Consider the following 17525-nt stretch of genomic DNA (forward strand, 5'->3'; position numbering starts at 1 on the left):
AATGGAAGGCTTTCCCGACGGCCTTTCTGCTCGCTGCGCGCCTTTCGCGTGCAGCGCACGGCCGTCCCGATTCACCCTTGACGACGCCCCCAGGTCAACCACTGCGAACGGCGAATCCCCATGACCAAGAAAGTTTACGTAAAGACCTTCGGCTGCCAGATGAACGAGTACGACTCGGACAAGATGGTGGACGTGCTCAATGCCTCCGAAGGCCTCGAAAAGACCGACACGCCGGAAGACGCGGACATCATCCTGTTCAACACGTGCTCGGTGCGTGAAAAGGCGCAGGAGAAGGTGTTCTCCGATCTCGGCCGCGTGCGCGAGCTGAAGGAAGCGAAGCCCGGCCTGCTGATCGGCGTCGGCGGCTGCGTCGCGAGCCAGGAAGGCGCGTCGATCGTGTCGCGAGCCCCGTACGTCGACCTCGTGTTCGGCCCGCAAACCCTGCACCGCCTGCCGCAGATGATCGACGCCCGCCGCGAGAGCGGCCGCGCGCAGGTCGACATCTCGTTCCCGGAAATCGAGAAGTTCGACCACCTGCCGCCCGCGCGCGTCGAGGGGCCGAGCGCGTTCGTGTCGATCATGGAAGGCTGCTCGAAGTACTGCAGCTACTGCGTGGTGCCGTACACGCGCGGCGATGAAGTGTCGCGCCCGCTCGACGACGTGCTGACCGAAGTGGCCGGCCTCGCCGACCAGGGCGTGCGCGAAGTCACGCTGCTCGGCCAGAACGTGAACGCCTACCGCGGCGCGCTGGCGGCCGGCTCGTCCGAGATCGCCGATTTCGCGACGCTGATCGAATATGTCGCCGACATCCCCGGCATCGAGCGGATCCGCTATACGACCTCGCACCCGAAGGAATTCACGCAGCGCCTGATCGACACCTACGCGAAGGTGCCGAAGCTCGTGAGCCACCTGCACCTGCCGGTCCAGCACGGCTCCGACCGCATCCTGATGGCGATGAAGCGCGGCTACACGGTGCTCGAGTACAAGTCGGTGATCCGCAAGCTGCGCGCGATCCGCCCGGACCTGTCGCTGTCGACCGACATGATCGTCGGCTTCCCCGGCGAGACCGAGGAGGATTTCGACAAGATGATGGCGCTGGTGCACGAGATGGGCTACGACACGAGCTTCTCGTTCATCTACAGCCCGCGCCCCGGCACGCCGGCCGCGAACCTGCACGACGACACGCCGCGTGAGGTGAAGCTCAAACGCCTGCAACATCTGCAGGCGACCATCGAGGAGAACGTCGCGCGCATCAGCCAGTCGATGGTCGGAAAGGTCGAGCGGATCCTCGTCGAGGGCCCGTCGCGCAAGGACCCGAACGAACTCGCGGGCCGCACCGAGAACAACCGGGTCGTGAATTTCCCGGCGCCGCTCGCGTCGCACCCGCGCCTGATCGGCCAGATGATCGACGTGAAGATCAACCATGCGTACCCGCATTCGCTGCGCGGCGAGCTCGTGCTCGTCAGCGACGACGCGAGCGCGGCCACCCACTGATTGACGCTCAACAGGAGCCCGACGCTACTTTGAAGACCGTCCAAGCACTGGAATTCACCGCCCCGCGCGACGACAACGCGCGCCTCGCCAACCTCTGCGGCCCGCTCGACGAGAACCTGCGGCAGATCGAACAGGCACTCGACGTCACGCTCGCGCGGCGCGGCCACCGGATCACGATTCGCGGGCGCGGCGCCAAGCTCGCGCTCGCCGCGCTCGAAAACTTCTACAACCGTGCGCGCGATCCGCTGTCGGTCGACGACATCCAGCTCGCGCTGGTCGAGGTGCGCCACACGACCGGCAACGGCCGCCAGGACACGATCGACGTGCGCTTTCGCGGCGACCCCGACCATCCGTTCGACGAGCCCGTCGTGCAGCTCGACGCCAGCGAGCCGGACGAAGAACCCGCACCGAAGCTGTACACGCGGCGCGCCGACCTGCGCGGCCGCACGCCCGCGCAGCGCGAGTACCTGAAGCAGATCCTGCAGCACGACGTGACGTTCGGCATTGGGCCGGCCGGCACCGGCAAGACCTATCTCGCGGTCGCGTGCGCAGTCGACGCGCTCGAGCGCGACCAGGTCAAGCGGATCGTGCTGACGCGCCCGGCCGTCGAGGCCGGCGAGCGGCTCGGCTTCCTGCCGGGCGATCTCGCGCAGAAGGTCGACCCGTACCTGCGCCCGCTGTACGACGCGCTGTACGACCTGCTCGGCTTCGACAAGACCGCGAAGATGTTCGAGCGCCAGATGATCGAGATCGCGCCGCTCGCATACATGCGCGGCCGCACGCTGAACCATGCGTTCATCATCCTCGACGAGGCGCAGAACACGACGCCCGAGCAGATGAAGATGTTCCTCACGCGGATCGGCTTCGGCTCGAAGGCCGTCGTGACCGGCGACACGAGCCAGGTCGACCTGCCGCGCGGCCACAAGAGCGGCCTCGTCGAGGCGCAGCAGGTGCTCGGCGGCGTGCGCGGCATCGCGCTCACGCGCTTCACGAGCGCGGACGTCGTGCGCCACCCGCTCGTCGCGCGTATCGTCGAGGCGTACGACGAGTTCCACGCGCAGCATCAGGACGGCTGATGGCGGCGCCTGCGCGCCCAGGGCTGCCGGCCCGGCCCGCCACACGGCGCGCCGGGCTTTTTTTCGCCCGTTCGAATTCGGGTGGGATCGGCCGTTTGGTGTATCCTCAACGCGTCCCAATCGCCGTACGCGTCATGAAATCCTCCCGCTCCCGCAAGTCCGGTCGCGCCCCGTCCGCCGCGCCCGAATCCCCCCGCCTTTCGCTGTTCGACGCGAAGGGCAAGGCCCGGACCGTCAACGCACAAGGGCTGCGGATCGACTTCCCGGACGGCCGCAGCCTGATGTTCGACCTGTCGGGCAGCTCCGGTGACGCGGCCGTCGCGATCGTCGCGCAGCACAACGACCCGGCGATGCGCGCGAAGCTCGCGCTGCAGCCCGAGCACTACGACAGCGTGACGCTGCACGTGGGCGCGGAACTCGCGCCGCGCGAAGACGACGTCGACGACGAACCGCGCGCGCTGGAACTCGACCTGTCCGTGCAGTACGGCGACGAGATCACGAGCGACATCCGCAAGACGCTGCCCAAGCGCAAGCTGATCGCCGAATGGATCGAGCCGGCGCTGTTCGCGAGCGCGCAGCTCACCGTGCGCTTCGTCGGCGAAGACGAAGGCCGCACGCTGAACGCCGGCTACCGCCACAAGGACTACCCGACCAACGTGCTGACCTTCGCGTACGACGCGGCGCCCGACGGCACCGTGATCGGCGATCTCGTGCTGTGCTGCCCGGTCGTCGAGAAGGAAGCGCACGAACAGGGCAAGCCGCTCACGGCCCACTACGCGCACCTGCTGGTGCACGGCGCGCTGCACGCGCAGGGCTACGACCACGAGACGAGCGACGAGGACGCGGCCGAAATGGAAGCGCTCGAAGTCGACATCCTCGCGAAGCTGGGCTTCCCGAACCCGTACCAGTAAGCGTTCAGTACGATGCGCAACGCCGCGATGCTCCCGCCCGCCTACCCGCCCGCGATCGGCGACGGGCGACTGCTGACGGAAGACGAGCTCGCGGCCTCGCTCGCGCACACGATGCGCGACTGGGACGGCCGGCAGGACCTCTGGCTGTTCGGCTATGGCTCGCTGATCTGGAACCCCGGCCTGCCGACCGTCGCCGCCGTGCGCGGCAAGGTGCATGGCTACCACCGCGGCCTCTACCTATGGTCGCGCGTGAACCGCGGCACGCCCGAACGCCCGGGCCTCGTGCTCGCGCTCGATCGCGGCGGCTCGTGCTCCGGCATCGCGTTCCGGCTGTCGGGCCCGACCGCTCAGCCGCACCTCGAGACGCTGTGGAAGCGCGAGATGCCGATGGGGTCGTACCGGCCCGCCTGGCTGCCGTGCACGCTCGAGACCGGCGAACGCGTGAACGCGCTCGCCTTCGTGATGCGCCGCGACGTACCGACCTATACGGGCAAGCTGTCCGACCCGGTCGTGAAGGAAGTGTTCAGCTGCGCGGCCGGCCGCTATGGCACGACGCTCGACTACGTGAGCCGCACCGTCGATGCGCTGCGTGCGAGCGGCATTCCCGATCGCGCGCTCGAAGGGCTGCTCGCGCGATGCAAGTGACGCGACCCGACGCCCGGCTTGCCGCCACGCGGTCCCGCGCGGCCAGCGCCGCCCGCGCTTTCGAACGAGGTTCCCGCCGATGAACCCGGCACGCCGGTCGCGTTGCAGGATTGCCGCGCTGCTCGTCGCCGCGAGCGTCGCGCTGTCCGGCTGCGGCATCCTCGGCTGCGGCGGCGCCGCGACCAACGGTGCGGCCGCCGGCGGCTGCTCGGCCGGCATGCGCTTCTGAGCCCCTTCCAGGCCCGGGTTCACACGCAATCGCGTGCGGCAGATTGCCGCCGACACCGACCGGCCGGCCGGTCGTTTCCCCGTGTCGCGCCGTCCCGCGCCGCCCGCAGCCGATTTTTGCCGCTGCTGCGCCATCGCCCTTTTCTGGGATAGGATGGACCCGAGGACGAAGTCGCGCCCGGCGCGGCCGTCCACGAGCGGGGCCCGCGTGCCGCCCGCCCCGGCCAGACGGCCGGGGTGACACGGTCGCGTCGTGCCCTTGGTGTATCCTTGCCTACTCCGTGACAGCGCGCTCCGGCATGACCCGGGCGCACCACCATGAACGATTCGTATCCCAGTCGTAAGCCAACCGACAAACCGCAAGAAAAGCGCTCGCTGCTCGAGCGCCTGACCGACTTCATCTCGCCCGAGCCCGAATCCCGCGGCGAGCTGCTGGAAATCCTCCAGGACGCCCACGAACGCAACCTGATCGACGCCGACTCGCTGTCGATGATCGAAGGCGTGTTCCAGGTATCCGATCTGTGTGCGCGCGACATCATGGTGCCGCGCGCGCAGATGGACGCGATCAACATCGCCGACAAGCCCGAGGATTTCATCCCGTTCGTCCTCGAGAAGGCGCACTCGCGCTACCCCGTGTACGAGGAGAACCGCGACAACGTCATCGGCGTGCTGCTCGCGAAGGATCTGCTGCGTTTTTACGCCGAGGAAGAGTTCGACGTGCGCGGGATGCTGCGCCCGGCCGTGTTCATCCCGGAATCGAAGCGCCTGAACGTGCTGCTGCACGACTTCCGCGTGAACCGCAACCACCTGGCGATCGTCGTCGACGAATACGGCGGCGTGGCGGGCCTGATCACGATCGAGGACGTGCTCGAACAGATCGTCGGCGACATCGAGGACGAATACGACTTCGACGAGGAAGCCGGCAACATCATCTCGGGGCCCGACGGCCGCTTCCGCGTGCGCGCGCTCACCGAGATCGAACAGTTCAACGACGCGTTCGGCACCGATTTCCCCGACGACGAAGTCGACACGATCGGCGGCCTGATCACCCATCATTTCGGACGCGTGCCGCACCGCGGCGAGAAGCTGCAGCTCGGCAACCTCGTGTTCGAGATCCAGCGCGGCGATGCGCGCCAGGTGCATGTGCTGCTGGTGCGCCGCAACCCGCTCGCCAGCCGTCGCGCCGAAACCTCGCACGAAGACTGACCGCTCCGCGCCAGCCGCGTTTCCTTCAACCGCTCGCCCACTTCCGCTTCACATGGACGATCCGATCCCGTCCCGCCCGGCTGGCGGCCTCCTCGCGCCGGCGCCCGGCCGCGCGCTGCCGCGCTGGCACTACCCGGCCGCGCTGCTCGCCGGCGCGGCCAATACGCTCAGCTTCGCACCGACGCCGTACGGCGGCTGGCTGCAACTCGTCGTATTCGTCTGGTTTTTCGCGCAGCTGACGCGCACGTCGAGCTGGCGCGGCGCCGCGCTCACCGGCGGCGCATTCGGCTTCGGCAATTTCATCAGCGGCGTCTGGTGGCTCTACATCAGCATGCACGTGTACGGCGAGATGGCCGCGCCGCTCGCGGGCGGCGCGCTCGTGCTGTTCTCGCTGTACCTGTCGCTGTACCCGGCGTTCTCGGCCGGGCTGTGGTCGTTCTGCGCGGGCCATGCGTGGCATCGCCGCACGCCCGATCCGCGCCCGTTCGCGCCGACCTGGCACGGCGCGTTCGCGTTCGCGAGCGCGTGGGCCCTCGGCGAATGGCTGCGCGGCACGCTGTTCACCGGCTTTCCATGGCTCGCGAGCGGCTATCCGCAGGTCGACGGCCCGTTCGCGGGCTTCGCGCCGGTGGTCGGCGTGTACGGGATCGCATGGGTGCTCGCGCTGTTCGCCGCGCTGGTCGTGCAGGCGCTCGTCGCCGCGCGCCCGTCGCCCGCGCGCGACAACGGCGCCGGCAATCCCGGCGGCAACGCAGGCGTGCGCATCGCCGCGCCGGCCGGCGTGGCGGTCGCGCTGATCGCGGCCGGCCTCGGGCTGTCGCAGGTCACGTGGACCGTGCCCGCGAACGCACCGCTCACCGTGCGGCTGCTGCAGGGCAACGTGAAGCAGGACATCAAGTTCGAGCAGGAAGGCATCGACGCGGCGATCAAGATGTACCAGCAGATGATCGTCGAGAAGCCGGCCGACCTGATCGTCACGCCGGAGACCGCGATCGCGGTGATGATCCAGGAGCTGCCCGAGCCGTTCGCCGTCGCGATCCGCAAGTTCAGCGACGCGACGGGGTCGGCCGTGCTGTTCGGCGCGGTCGGCGCATCGGTGACCGAGGACGGCCACTACGTCGACTATACGAACAGCCTGTACGGCGTGACGCCGAACTCGCGCGACATCTATCACTACGACAAGCACCACCTCGTGCCCTTCGGCGAATTCATCCCGTGGGGCTTCCGCTGGTTTGTCGACCTGATGAAGATGCCGCTGGGCGATTTCGCGCGCGGCGCGCCCGTGCAGAAGCCGTTCCTCGTGCACAACCAGCCGGTGATGGCCGACATCTGCTACGAGGACTTGTTCGGCGAGGAAATCGCCGCGACGATCCGCGACAACCCGCAGCCGCCCGGCGTGCTCGTCAACGTGACGAACCTCGCGTGGTTCGGCGACACGATCGCGCTCGACCAGCACCTGCAGATCGCGCGGATGCGCTCGCTCGAGACGGGCCGGCCGATGCTGCGCTCGACCAACACGGGGATGACGGCCGCGATCGATGCGCACGGGCGCGTGCTCGGCCAGCTGAAGCCGTTCACGATCGGCTCGCTCGACGTGCGGATCGAAGGCACGAGCGGCTTCACGCCTTATGTGACGAGCGGCAACAACATCGTGCTCGCGGCGTCGCTGGTGCTGCTCGCGTTCGGCTTCACGTTCGGGCCGGGGCTGCGCCGGCGCAACGGCCGGAACAACGGCGACGACCGGCCCGAATGACGCAAACGGCCGCCGCTGCGCGCGGTGGCCGCGCGGTGGCCGATGACCGCGAACCGGCCGGCCGCTCAGGCCTGCCGGGCCGGTTGATCCAGTCGATCCGGCTGCGCGGCGAGGTTCCGCAGGTCGCGACTCACCGCCTCCATCACGGGCTCCCACATGCCGAACGTCGGCTGCCGGTACAGCGTCGCGGTCGGATACCACGGGCTGTCCGTGCGTTCGAGCATCCACGGCCAATGCGGATTCACGTCGAGCAGCACCCAGGTGCGCGCGCCGAGCGCGCCCGCCAGGTGCGCGACCGACGTGCATACGGTAATCACGAGATCCAGCGCGCCGATGAAGGCGGCCGTATCGTCGAAGCTCGTCAGTTCCGCCGTGAAATCCTCGACCGCGAACCCGGCCGCGCGCGCCGCGGCGACGTCCGCCTGCGCGCCCGGCTGCAGCGAATGGAACGCGACGCCGTCGATCCCGCGGAACGCGTCGGCATAGCGCTCGAGCCCGACGCGCCGGAACGGGTTGCGCTGATGGCCCGCGCTGCCCGTCCACACGAGCCCGACCTTCAGCCGGCGATCGCCCGCGAGCCGCGCGCGCCACGCATCGCGTGCACCGGCGTCGGCCTGCAGGTACGGCACCGACGACGCGAGCGTCGACGCTTCCATGCCGAGCATCAGCGGCAGGCCGATCAGCGGCACCTCGTAATCGAAGGCCGGCAGCACGTCGACACCGCCGCCCGCGCTGAAGGCGTCCGCGTGCGCGCCGAGGCTGCGCTGCATCAGCGTGCCGACCTGCGGGAACGTATTCCACGCGAGCCGGCCGCCTTCGCGATGCACGCGCTCGGCGAGCGGCGCGACAAAGCGGCAGAACTGCAGCACGTCGCCGAGCCCCTGCTCGCCCCACACCAGCAGCGTCTTGCCCGCGAGCGGCTCGCCCTGCCAGCGCGGGCCCGGCAGCGCCGGCCGGCGGCCGCGCAGTTCGCCGGCGCCATCCCAGCGTGCCTCGTGGCCGCGCCAGCCGGCCGCATGGTTGCCGCGCACGAGCTGGATGATCGCGAGGTTGAACCGGAACGACGCGTCGTCGGGCGCCAGCTCGCACGCGCGCGTCGCGTAGCGTTCGGCATCGTCCCAGCGCTGCGCCTCCTTCATCGCCATCGCGACGTTGTTCATCGCGAGCGCGTTGTCGGGTGCGAGGTCGGCGAGCCGCGCGGCGCACGCGAGCGCGTCGTCGAGATCGTGTGTCGCGATCCGCGCGACCACGAGGTTGATCCACGCCTGCACGTCCCGCGGATCGTGCTTCACGGCCGCTTCGAGCAGCGCGATCTCCTCCGCGCGGTCGCCGCCCGACAGCCGCAGCGCGATCGCGAGGTTGTTGCGCAGCGACGGCCGGCCGGCATCGATCGCCAGCGCCGCGCGATACGGCGCGACGGCATCCGCGTGGCGATCGGCCATCTGCAGCACATAGCCGTGATTGAAGTACGTGCCCGCGCCCGGCTGCGCCCGCGCCGCGCATTCGGCCAGCGCGAGCGCGTCGGCCATGCGCTGCCGCGCGACGAGTGTCGTCGTGAGCTGCGCGAGCGCATCGGCATCGACCGCGTGCAGATGGGCGGCGGCGGCGAGCCACAGATCGTGCGCGGCATGCTCGCCGCGCGCCCGCGCGTCGGCGGCCTGCCCGAGCAGCGCGAGGAACGGCGGGAGCAGCGGAATGAGGAGGTCGGTCGGGTCGTCCATGCAGTCGGCGTCGGCGAGTGGTGACGCGGCACGCGTGACGCGCGCCGCAATATGCGCATCTTAACGCCCGCGCGCAGCGGCACGGCACGCGCGTCGCGAGCGGCCCATGGACGGGCCGACGGGCCGCGCCGGCCGCTCATGCGCGCCTTTCGGAAGCGGGCCGGCGGCGCCTTCGCCCGCGTTCCGGCCGCATCCGGTCGCCGATCCGGTAAAATTACGCGTTTCAGCACACTAACAAGCCGCGCCGCCGCGCGAGCCGACCCTCCGGGCCCCGCCCGGAGCGCCGCCCGCAACGGAGCGCCAGCGCCACGAAGGCTCTTCATGCTTACGTTTCAGCAAATCATCCTGACGCTGCAGTCCTACTGGGACAAGCAGGGTTGCGCCCTGCTCCAGCCCATCGACATGGAAGTCGGCGCGGGCACGTCGCACGTTCACACGTTCCTGCGCGCGGTCGGCCCCGAGCCGTGGCGCGCCGCGTACGTGCAGCCGTCGCGCCGTCCGAAGGACGGCCGCTACGGCGAGAACCCGAACCGCCTGCAGCACTACTACCAGTACCAGGTCGTGCTCAAGCCGGCACCGGAAAACATCCTCGACCTGTACCTCGGCTCGCTCGAGGCGCTCGGCTTCGACCTGAAGCAGAACGACGTGCGTTTCGTCGAGGACGACTGGGAAAACCCGACGCTCGGCGCGTGGGGCCTCGGCTGGGAAGTGTGGCTGAACGGGATGGAAGTCACGCAGTTCACGTATTTCCAGGAAGTCGGCGGCCTCGAATGCAAGCCGGTGCTCGGCGAGATCACGTACGGCCTCGAGCGCCTCGCGATGTACCTGCAGAAGGTCGAGAACGTGTACGACCTCGTGTGGACCGAGTGGGAAGAGCAAGGCCCGAACGGCCCCGAGCTGCGCCGCCTGTCGTATGGCGACGTGTACCACCAGAACGAGGTCGAGCAGTCGACCTACAACTTCGAGCACGCGAACGTCGACCTGCTGTTCACGTTCTTCAACAGCTACGAAGCGGAAGCGAAGAAGATGATCGACGCGCAGCTCGCACTGCCCGCGTACGAACTCGTGCTGAAGGCCGGCCACACGTTCAACCTGCTCGACGCGCGCGGCGCGATCTCGGTCACCGAGCGTGCGGCGTACATCGGCCGCATCCGCGCGCTGTCGCGTCTCGTCGCGCAGGCTTACTACGACTCGCGCGAGAAGCTCGGCTTCCCGATGCTCGGCAACCCGCCGGGCGTGCCGGGCCTCACCACCGACGCCCAGGACGCCGCGCAGCCGGCATGGGCGCCGCCGCTCAAGGTCGAACGCAAGATCGATCAGGACTGACGAGACGAGATTCAATCCAACCATGACGCACAATCATCCCGCCCCCCTGCTCGTCGAACTGCTGACCGAAGAGCTGCCGCCGAAGGCCCTCGCGCGCCTCGGCGACGCATTCGCCGAAGGTCTCGCGCAACGCCTCGCCGCGCGCGACCTCGTCGAAGGCGAACTCGTGTTCGAACGCTACGCGACGCCGCGCCGCCTCGCCGTCGTCGTACAGAACGTGCGCGCCGTCGCGCCTGAAAAGCAGGTTCGCGAAAAGGTCCTGCCGGTGTCGGTCGCCCTCGACGCCGAAGGCAAACCGACGGCCCCGCTTGCGAAAAAGCTCGCGGCGCTCGGCCACCCGAACCTGTCGATCGCCGATCTCGAGCGCGCGCAGGACGGCAAGGCCGAAGCCTTCTTCATCAACTACTCGGCGGCCGGCGCCACGCTCGCCGACGGCCTGCAGGCCGCGCTCGACGAAGCGCTCGCGAAGCTGCCGATCCCGAAGTTCATGACGTACCAGCGCCCGGACGGCTCCGACGTGAAGTTCGTGCGCCCGGTGCACCGCCTGACGGTGCTGCACGACGACCGCGTCGTGCCCGTCACCGCGTTCGGCGTCGATGCCGGCGACACCACGCTCGGCCACCGCTTCCTGTCCGACGGCCTGGTCGCGATCCAGCATGCGCGCGCGTACGCCGACACGCTGCGCGACAAGGGCCGCGTGATCGCGCACTTCGCCGATCGCCGCGAGACGATCCGCACGCAACTGAACGAACACGCGAACGGCGACACGGTCGTGATGCCCGAATCGCTGCTCGACGAAGTGACGTCGCTGGTCGAATGGCCGGTCGTCTACCCGTGCCGCTTCGAGGACGAATTCCTGCAGGTTCCGCAGGAATGCCTGATCCTCACGATGCAGACGAACCAGAAGTATTTCGCGCTGACCGACGTCGCCGGCAAGCTGCGCTCGCGCTTCCTGATCGTGTCGAACATCGAGACGAAGACGCCGGGCGAGATCATCGAAGGCAACGAGCGCGTCGTGCGCCCGCGCCTCGCCGATGCGAAGTTCTTCTTCGAGCAGGACAAGAAGAAGCCGCTCGCCGACCGCGTGCCGCAGCTCGCGAACGTCGTGTATCACAACAAGCTCGGTTCGGCGCTCGCACGCGTCGAGCGCCTCGAGGCGCTGGCCGGCGAGATCGCCCCCGCGATCGGCGCCGACACCGCGCACGCGAAGCGCGCCGCGCGCCTCGCGAAGGCCGACCTGCTGACCGACATGGTCGGCGAGTTCCCGGAACTGCAGGGCACGATGGGCACGTACTACGCGCGCCACGACGGCGAAGCCGACGATGTCGCGCTCGCATGCGCCGAGCACTACCAGCCGCGCTTCTCCGGCGATGCGCTGCCGACCACGCCCGTGTCGACCGCCGTCGCGCTGGCCGACAAGCTCGAGACGATCGTCGGCATCTGGGGCATCGGCCTCGCGCCGACCGGCGAGAAGGATCCGTTCGCGCTGCGCCGCCACGCGCTCGGCGTGTTGCGCCTGCTGCTCGAGAAGCAGTTGCCGCTCGATCTCGTGTCGCTGCTGCGCACGGCCTACGCGCGCTTCGAAGGCGTGCCGGGCGTCGCCGAGTCGACCGATGCGATCTTCGCGTTCTTCATGGATCGCCTGCGCGGCCTGCTGCGCGAGCGCGGCTATTCGGCCGGTGAAATCGATGCGGTGCTGAGCCTGAACCCGACGCGCGTCGACGATCTCGTCGCGCGCCTCGACGCGGTGCGCGAATTCACGCGCCTCGCGGAAGCCGAAGCGCTCGCGGCCGCGAACAAGCGGATCTCGAACATCCTGAAGAAGTCGGAAGGCGGCGCGAACGGCGCGGTGCAGCCGACGCTGCTCGTCGAGGCCGCCGAGAAGGCGCTGCACGAACAGCTCGCGGCCGTGACGCCGCACGTGCAGTCGCAGCTCGAGGCGCGTGCGTACACGGGCGCGCTGTCGGCGCTCGCCGCGCTGCGCGCGCCGGTCGACACGTTCTTCAACGACGTGATGGTCAACGCGGAAGATCCGGCGCTGCGCGCCAACCGTCTCGCGCTGCTGTCCGCGCTGCACCAGCAGATGAACTGCGTCGCCGACATCTCGAAGCTCGCCGCATAAGGGCCGCACGATGCCGATCAGCCCCAACCGAAAGCTCGTCGTCCTCGACCGGGACGGCGTGATCAACGTCGATTCGGATGCGTTCATCAAGACGCCCGACGAATGGATCGCGCTGCCCGGCGCCCTCGAGGCGATCGCCCGGCTCAACCACGCGGGTTATCGCGTGGTCGTCGCGACCAACCAGTCCGGCATCGGTCGCGGGCTGTTCGACATGGCCACGTTGAACGAGATGCACCTGAAGATGCATCGCGCGGCGGCCGCCGTCGGCGCACGTATCGACGCGGTGTTCTTCTGCCCGCACACGGCCGAGGATCACTGCGACTGCCGCAAGCCGAAACCCGGCATGATGCAGATGATCGCCGAGCGCTTCGAGATCGATCCCGATCACACGCCGGTCGTCGGCGATTCGCTGCGCGACCTGCAGGCCGGCGTCGCGGTCGGCTTCCAGCCGCACCTCGTGCTGACCGGCAAGGGCAAGAAGACGCTCGCCGCGGGCAATCTGCCGCCCGGCACGAAGGTCCACGACGACCTGCGCGCGTTTGCGCTCGACTTCCTTTCACACGAACACGAGTGATGCGGCTGCCGCGCGCATCCTCCCTAACGCCAGACTCACGCCGATGCGCTTCGTCCGCTCCCTGCTGCTGCTGATCTACTTCATCCTGTACACGGTGCCGTACGCCACCGCGTGCTTCATCGCGTTCCCGTTCATGCGCCCCGACGCGCGCTACTGGATGGCGGCCGGCTGGTGCAAGTCGACCCTGTGGGTCGTGCGCTGGCTGAACGGAATCCGCTACCGGATCGAAGGGATGGAAAACCTGCCCGACGGCCCGGCCGTGCTGCTGTCGAAGCACCAGTCGGCATGGGAGACGCTCGCGTTCCCGGCGCTGATGCCGAAGCCGCTCTGCTACGTGTTCAAGCGCGAACTGCTGTACGTGCCGTTCTTCGGCTGGGCGCTCGGGCTGCTGCATATGGTCAACATCAACCGCAAGGAAGGCAAGAACGCGTTCAATTCGGTGATCCGCCAGGGCAAGAAGCGCCTGTCGGAAGGCGCGTGGATGATCATGTTCCCCGAAGGCACGCGCACGCCGGTCGGCAAGCAGGGCAAGTACAAGACGGGCGGCGCGCGCTTCGCGATCGAAACCGGCACGCCGGTCGTGCCGATCGCGCACAATGCAGGTCGGGTGTGGCCGCGCAACTCGTTCACGAAATTCCCCGGCGTCGTCACCGTGTCGATCGGCAAGCCGATCCCCAGCGACGGGCTGACGCCCGATGTATTGAACTCGCAGGTCGAAGCATGGATCGAAGCGGAAATGCGCCGCATCGATCCCGATTCCTATCGCCAGGCGGGCAATGCCGGCACGCGCGATGCCGCGCGAGCCTGAGCCCCCGGATTGCAGCCGTTGCGTACGACAAAAAGAAGCGAACTGATGAAACAGCGTCCGCGGCCACGGCCTGCCGTCGTGGCCCTCGATCATCGCCAGATGGATCTGCCGCTCTTCGACGGGCCGGCCGCCGCACCGTCGGCGCCCGCCACGCCGCCGGCGCCGCCTGAAGCCTCGCCCACCATTCCGCCCGTTCCGGGCCCGGCACCCGACCGCTCACGCGTGCGCACGTTCGCGCTCGACAGCCGCGTGCTCGAATACCGGCTGAAACGTTCGGCACGCCGTACGATCGGCTTCACGATCGACGGCAGCGGGCTGTCGATCACCGCGCCGCGCTGGGTCACGCTCGCCGACATCGAAGCGGCGATCTCCGAGAAGCAACGCTGGATCTTCGCGAAGCTCGCGGAGTGGAAGACGCGCACCGAGCAGCGCGCGCTGCCGCAGATCGACTGGCGCGACGGCGCGCAGCTGCCGTATCTCGGCAAGACGGTGACGATCGCGCTCGGCGCGGGTGCCGTCGCGTTCGACGCCGATGCGCTGCGGCTGTCTCTGCCGCTGCCCGTGCAGGCCGACATGCAGCAGATCAAGGATCGCGTGCAGGGCTGGCTGCAGGGCGAAGCGAAGCGCATCTTCGGCGAGCGCCTGCCGGTCTACGCGGAAAAGCTCGGCGTCACGTATTCGATGTATGCGCTGTCGTCGGCCGCGACACGCTGGGGCAGCTGCTCGAGCGACGGCAAGATCCGCCTGAACTGGCGGCTGATCCATTTCCCGATGTCGATCATCGACTACGTCGTCGCGCACGAGTTGTCGCACCTGCGCGAGATGAATCACAGCCCGGCCTTCTGGCAGACCGTCGAATCGATCTTCCCCGAGTTCCGCGAAGCGCGGCACACGCTCAAGCATCACCCGCCCGAGCTGCTGCCGTCGCTTTGACACCGCCCACGCGGCGGCGCTGCCCATCAAAAAGGGCGATGCGGGTCACCCCGCATCGCCCTTTTTTGCCGCCGCGCGCCTCGCGCTCCGCGGCCCGTTCATCCGGCGCTTACTTCTTCTGGATGAACTCGATCTTGTAGCCGTCCGGATCCTCGACGAAGGCGATCACGGTCGTGCCGTGCTTCATCGGGCCCGCTTCGCGCGTGACCTTGCCGCCTTGCGCCTTGATCTTCTCGCAGGCCGCGTACGCATCCTCGACCGCCACGGCCAGATGGCCGAAGCCGTTGCCGAGATCGTAGGACGGCGTATCCCAGTTATGGGTCAGCTCGATCACGGTGCCGGTGCTCTCGTCTTCGTAGCCGACGAACGCGAGCGTGAACTTGCCTTCCGGATAATCCTCGCGACGCAGCAGCTTCATGCCGAGCAATTCGGTGTAGAACTTGATCGAGCGGTCGAGATCGCCGACTCGCAGCATCGTATGCAGCAAACGCATGTGTTGTACTCCTGTGGGGACTTTCCTGAACCGGAAACTCTACCAGAGTCAGGTGAAACTCGCCGGGGGCGCCCAGCCGGGGCGCTTGGCCGGGGGCGCGGCCGATACCGCGCATCGGGGTGACCGGTGCGAACACGCTCGCAGCGGCGGAAAACAGCACGATCCGGGCCGCCCGGCTACCGCGCCGATCGGGTAACATCCTTCGATCTCGCACCAAAAACGGGCATGCGCCGCACCGCCCGAATGCGACCGCCCACCCTTTCCTGAAGCCACACTGCCGTGCGAAACCGCCGATTCGAGCGCGCCGGACACGCTGTCCGCCCAACCCTGCCGCCGCCGTACCGATCAAGCGAGGTGCGCCGATGACCACGCTCGCCGCCGCCCCCATGCGCCGCGCGCTCGACCTGCGCGCCGTCGGCCTGATGCTGCTGCTTTGCGCGATCTGGGGCTTCCAGCAGGTCGCGATCAAGAGCACGAACGCCGCGATCGCGCCGATGTTCCAGGCCGGGCTGCGCTCGGTGATCGCCGCGGGGTTGCTGTGGGGCTGGGCCCGCACGCGCGGCACGCCGCTGTTCCAGGCCGACGGCACGTTCGGCGCGGGCCTCGCGGCCGGTGCGCTGTTCGCCGGCGAATTCATCTGCGTGTTCTTCGGGCTCACGCTGACGAGCGCGTCGCACATGGCGATCTTCCTGTACACGGCGCCCTGCTTCACCGCGCTCGGCCTGCACCTGTTCGCACCGGGCGAGCGGCTGCAGCGCACGCAGTGGGCCGGCGTCGGTCTCGCCTTCGCCGGCATCGCGCTCGCGTTCGCGGACGGCTTCCTGAAGCCGCGTGCACCCCGGCGCATCGGTACTGGCCGGGCTGGCCGGCGACGCGCTCGGGATTCTCGGCGGCGCGATGTGGGCCGCGACGACGGTCGTCGTGCGCTCGACGGCGCTCGCGCGGGCGAGCGCGAGCAAGACGCTGTTCTATCAGCTCGCGGTGTCGGCGGTCGTGCTGGTCGCGCTCGCCGCGCTGTTCGGGCAAGTGTCGTTCGCGCAGGTGACACCGATCGCCGTGGCGAGTCTCGCGTATCAATCGGTGATCGTCGCGTTCGTCAGCTACCTGTCCTGGTTCTGGCTGCTGACGCGCTACAGCGCGTCGCGATTGTCGGTCTTCACGTTCCTGTCGCCGCTGTTCGGCGTTGCGTTCGGCGTACTGCTGCTCGGCGAATCCGTCGGCTGGCGCTTCATGTCCGCGGCTGCGCTCGTGCTGACCGGCATCGCACTCGTCAACGCGCCGCCGCGCAGGCGGGCGTAAGCGGCCACCGGCAAGAAACACGCGTGCAACAAAAAAGCTGCCCGTCGGGCAGCCCTTTCACCACATCCGGTCCGGCTTCGCGTGCCGCGCGTTACCCGGCCTTGCGTACCGCCGCAAGCGCCTGCGCGACGCCGACGTATTCCGCCACGCTCACGTCCTCGGCACGGCGCGCGAGATCGAAGCCGAGCCCGTCGAAATCGATCGTCTCGCGATAGTCGCCCAGCGTGTTGCGCAGCATCTTGCGGCGCTGCGAGAACGCGGCGGTGACGATTTCGCCGAGCAGCACGGGATCGACGTCCGGCAGTTCGTGCGGCTCGTACGGAATCATCCGGACGATCGCCGAATCGACCTTCGGCGGCGGCTGGAACGATTCCGGCGGCACGTCGAGCATCTTTTCCATCACGTAGCGGTACTGCAGCATCACCGACAGCCGCGAGAACGCCTTCGTGCCGGGCTCCGCGACCATCCGTTCGACGACTTCGTTCTGCAGCATGAAATGCTGGTCGATCACCGCATCGGCGAACGTCATCAGGTGAAACAGCAGCGGGCTGGAAATGTTGTACGGCAGGTTGCCGACGATCCGCAGCGACGGCTTGTCGCCGGGCGCCGCGAGCGAACGGAAGTCGAACGCGAGCGCGTCGCCGGCGTGCAATTCGAGCAGCGCGCCGAAGCGCTGCTGCAGGCGGCCGATCAGGTCGCGGTCGAGCTCGACCGCGTGCAGCGGCGCCTCGGGCGTCGCGAGGCGCTCGATCAGCGGCCCGGTCAGCGCGCCGAGCCCGGGGCCGATCTCGACCATGCGCTGGCCGCGCGCCGGGCCGATCGTCGACACGATCGAATCGATCACGCCGTGATCGACGAGGAAGTTCTGCCCGAAGCGCTTGCGCGCGAAGTGGCCTTGGTGCTGTCTGCTGTTCGACATCGACTGTGTAAAACGAA

At 68.6% G+C, this 17525-nt stretch carries 15 protein-coding genes and 1 pseudogene; 13 read left to right on the forward strand and 3 right to left on the reverse strand.

What is annotated here, in order from left to right:
* The first annotated feature begins 120 nt into the window (after positions 1 to 120).
* The 7 genes from miaB to lnt all read left to right on the forward strand — a co-directional run bounded on the left by miaB (position 121) and on the right by lnt (position 7313).
* On the forward strand, positions 121 to 1494 hold the full coding sequence (gene miaB, locus U5798_RS22495) for a tRNA (N6-isopentenyl adenosine(37)-C2)-methylthiotransferase MiaB (protein WP_124453648.1): 1374 nt from the start codon (positions 121 to 123) through the stop codon (positions 1492 to 1494).
* 29 nt (positions 1495 to 1523) lie between these two features.
* Positions 1524 to 2570: a PhoH family protein gene (locus tag U5798_RS22500; protein WP_124453646.1), complete on the forward strand. Its 1047-nt coding sequence runs from the start codon at positions 1524 to 1526 to the stop codon at positions 2568 to 2570.
* A 134-nt stretch (positions 2571 to 2704) separates the two neighbouring features.
* Positions 2705 to 3481: an rRNA maturation RNase YbeY gene (ybeY, locus tag U5798_RS22505; protein ID WP_124453644.1), complete on the forward strand. Its 777-nt coding sequence runs from the start codon at positions 2705 to 2707 to the stop codon at positions 3479 to 3481.
* Between the two features lie 12 nt (positions 3482 to 3493).
* The gene (locus tag U5798_RS22510; RefSeq protein ID WP_124453642.1) at positions 3494 to 4126 is read left to right on the forward strand and encodes a gamma-glutamylcyclotransferase; all 633 of its coding nucleotides are present in this window, start codon (positions 3494 to 3496) and stop codon (positions 4124 to 4126) included.
* Between the two features lie 79 nt (positions 4127 to 4205).
* The gene (locus U5798_RS22515) at positions 4206 to 4355 is read left to right on the forward strand and encodes a hypothetical protein (RefSeq protein WP_322083231.1); all 150 of its coding nucleotides are present in this window, start codon (positions 4206 to 4208) and stop codon (positions 4353 to 4355) included.
* A gap of 317 nt (positions 4356 to 4672) precedes the next feature.
* Positions 4673 to 5560 (forward strand): HlyC/CorC family transporter, encoded by an 888-nt coding sequence (locus tag U5798_RS22520; protein ID WP_124453640.1) that lies wholly within the window; start codon positions 4673 to 4675, stop codon positions 5558 to 5560.
* Positions 5561 to 5612: 52 nt separating this feature from the next.
* Positions 5613 to 7313 carry an apolipoprotein N-acyltransferase gene (lnt, locus tag U5798_RS22525; protein ID WP_322083232.1) on the forward strand — a complete coding sequence of 567 codons (1701 nt, stop codon included), beginning with the start codon at positions 5613 to 5615 and terminating at the stop codon, positions 7311 to 7313.
* Positions 7314 to 7378: 65 nt separating this feature from the next.
* Here the strand turns inward: lnt and U5798_RS22530 are convergent, their stop codons facing one another.
* Positions 7379 to 9034, reverse strand: a complete 1656-nt coding sequence (locus tag U5798_RS22530) for a hypothetical protein (RefSeq protein ID WP_322083233.1) — start codon at positions 9032 to 9034, stop codon at positions 7379 to 7381.
* A gap of 321 nt (positions 9035 to 9355) precedes the next feature.
* Here U5798_RS22530 and glyQ point away from each other — a divergent pair, with 321 nt between their 5' ends.
* From glyQ to U5798_RS22555, 5 genes are read left to right on the forward strand one after another with little or no spacing between them, the layout of a single operon-like run.
* A complete protein-coding gene (gene glyQ / locus U5798_RS22535) occupies positions 9356 to 10360 on the forward strand; it encodes a glycine--tRNA ligase subunit alpha (RefSeq protein WP_006477868.1) in 1005 nt (334 codons plus the stop codon).
* Between the two features lie 22 nt (positions 10361 to 10382).
* Complete coding sequence (gene glyS, locus U5798_RS22540) at positions 10383 to 12482, forward strand: glycine--tRNA ligase subunit beta (protein ID WP_124453633.1); 2100 nt, start codon at positions 10383 to 10385, stop codon at positions 12480 to 12482.
* Between the two features lie 10 nt (positions 12483 to 12492).
* Positions 12493 to 13056, forward strand: coding sequence for a D-glycero-beta-D-manno-heptose 1,7-bisphosphate 7-phosphatase (gmhB, locus tag U5798_RS22545; RefSeq protein WP_124453631.1), 564 nt, complete (start codon positions 12493 to 12495; stop codon positions 13054 to 13056).
* A gap of 43 nt (positions 13057 to 13099) precedes the next feature.
* Entirely contained in the window at positions 13100 to 13864 is a 765-nt protein-coding gene (locus tag U5798_RS22550) for a lysophospholipid acyltransferase family protein (protein ID WP_124453629.1), read from the forward strand.
* A gap of 45 nt (positions 13865 to 13909) precedes the next feature.
* Positions 13910 to 14797, forward strand: coding sequence for a M48 family metallopeptidase (locus U5798_RS22555; protein ID WP_124453627.1), 888 nt, complete (start codon positions 13910 to 13912; stop codon positions 14795 to 14797).
* A gap of 109 nt (positions 14798 to 14906) precedes the next feature.
* Here the strand turns inward: U5798_RS22555 and gloA are convergent, their stop codons facing one another.
* Positions 14907 to 15290: a lactoylglutathione lyase gene (gene gloA / locus U5798_RS22560; protein ID WP_124453625.1), complete on the reverse strand. Its 384-nt coding sequence runs from the start codon at positions 15288 to 15290 to the stop codon at positions 14907 to 14909.
* Positions 15291 to 15652: 362 nt separating this feature from the next.
* Between gloA and U5798_RS22565 the strand changes: the two are divergent.
* A pseudogene (locus U5798_RS22565) lies at positions 15653 to 16589 on the forward strand (DMT family transporter).
* A gap of 91 nt (positions 16590 to 16680) precedes the next feature.
* On the opposite strand, the gene rsmA reads toward U5798_RS22565, so the two are convergent.
* Complete coding sequence (gene rsmA, locus U5798_RS22570; protein WP_124453622.1) at positions 16681 to 17508, reverse strand: 16S rRNA (adenine(1518)-N(6)/adenine(1519)-N(6))-dimethyltransferase RsmA; 828 nt, start codon at positions 17506 to 17508, stop codon at positions 16681 to 16683.
* Positions 17509 to 17525 lie beyond the last annotated feature (17 nt).

The sequence above is a fragment of the Burkholderia sp. BCC1972 genome (genome assembly GCF_905339605.1).
In the GTDB taxonomy this organism is placed as follows: domain Bacteria; phylum Pseudomonadota; class Gammaproteobacteria; order Burkholderiales; family Burkholderiaceae; genus Burkholderia.

What these genes read in the sequence shown, in the direction of transcription:
- glyQ (WP_006477868.1), top strand. Translation starts at nt 9,356, where the DNA reads ATGCTTACGTTTCAGCAAATCATCCTGACGCTGCAGTCCTACTGGGAC.
- U5798_RS22555 (WP_124453627.1), top strand. Translation starts at nt 13,910, where the DNA reads ATGAAACAGCGTCCGCGGCCACGGCCTGCCGTCGTGGCCCTCGATCAT.
- gmhB (WP_124453631.1), top strand. Translation starts at nt 12,493, where the DNA reads ATGCCGATCAGCCCCAACCGAAAGCTCGTCGTCCTCGACCGGGACGGC.
- gloA (WP_124453625.1), bottom strand. Translation starts at nt 15,290, where the DNA reads ATGCGTTTGCTGCATACGATGCTGCGAGTCGGCGATCTCGACCGCTCG.
- miaB (WP_124453648.1), top strand. Translation starts at nt 121, where the DNA reads ATGACCAAGAAAGTTTACGTAAAGACCTTCGGCTGCCAGATGAACGAG.
- lnt (WP_322083232.1), top strand. Translation starts at nt 5,613, where the DNA reads ATGGACGATCCGATCCCGTCCCGCCCGGCTGGCGGCCTCCTCGCGCCG.
- U5798_RS22530 (WP_322083233.1), bottom strand. Translation starts at nt 9,034, where the DNA reads ATGGACGACCCGACCGACCTCCTCATTCCGCTGCTCCCGCCGTTCCTC.
- U5798_RS22510 (WP_124453642.1), top strand. Translation starts at nt 3,494, where the DNA reads ATGCGCAACGCCGCGATGCTCCCGCCCGCCTACCCGCCCGCGATCGGC.
- glyS (WP_124453633.1), top strand. Translation starts at nt 10,383, where the DNA reads ATGACGCACAATCATCCCGCCCCCCTGCTCGTCGAACTGCTGACCGAA.
- U5798_RS22520 (WP_124453640.1), top strand. Translation starts at nt 4,673, where the DNA reads ATGAACGATTCGTATCCCAGTCGTAAGCCAACCGACAAACCGCAAGAA.
- rsmA (WP_124453622.1), bottom strand. Translation starts at nt 17,508, where the DNA reads ATGTCGAACAGCAGACAGCACCAAGGCCACTTCGCGCGCAAGCGCTTC.
- ybeY (WP_124453644.1), top strand. Translation starts at nt 2,705, where the DNA reads ATGAAATCCTCCCGCTCCCGCAAGTCCGGTCGCGCCCCGTCCGCCGCG.
- U5798_RS22515 (WP_322083231.1), top strand. Translation starts at nt 4,206, where the DNA reads ATGAACCCGGCACGCCGGTCGCGTTGCAGGATTGCCGCGCTGCTCGTC.
- U5798_RS22550 (WP_124453629.1), top strand. Translation starts at nt 13,100, where the DNA reads ATGCGCTTCGTCCGCTCCCTGCTGCTGCTGATCTACTTCATCCTGTAC.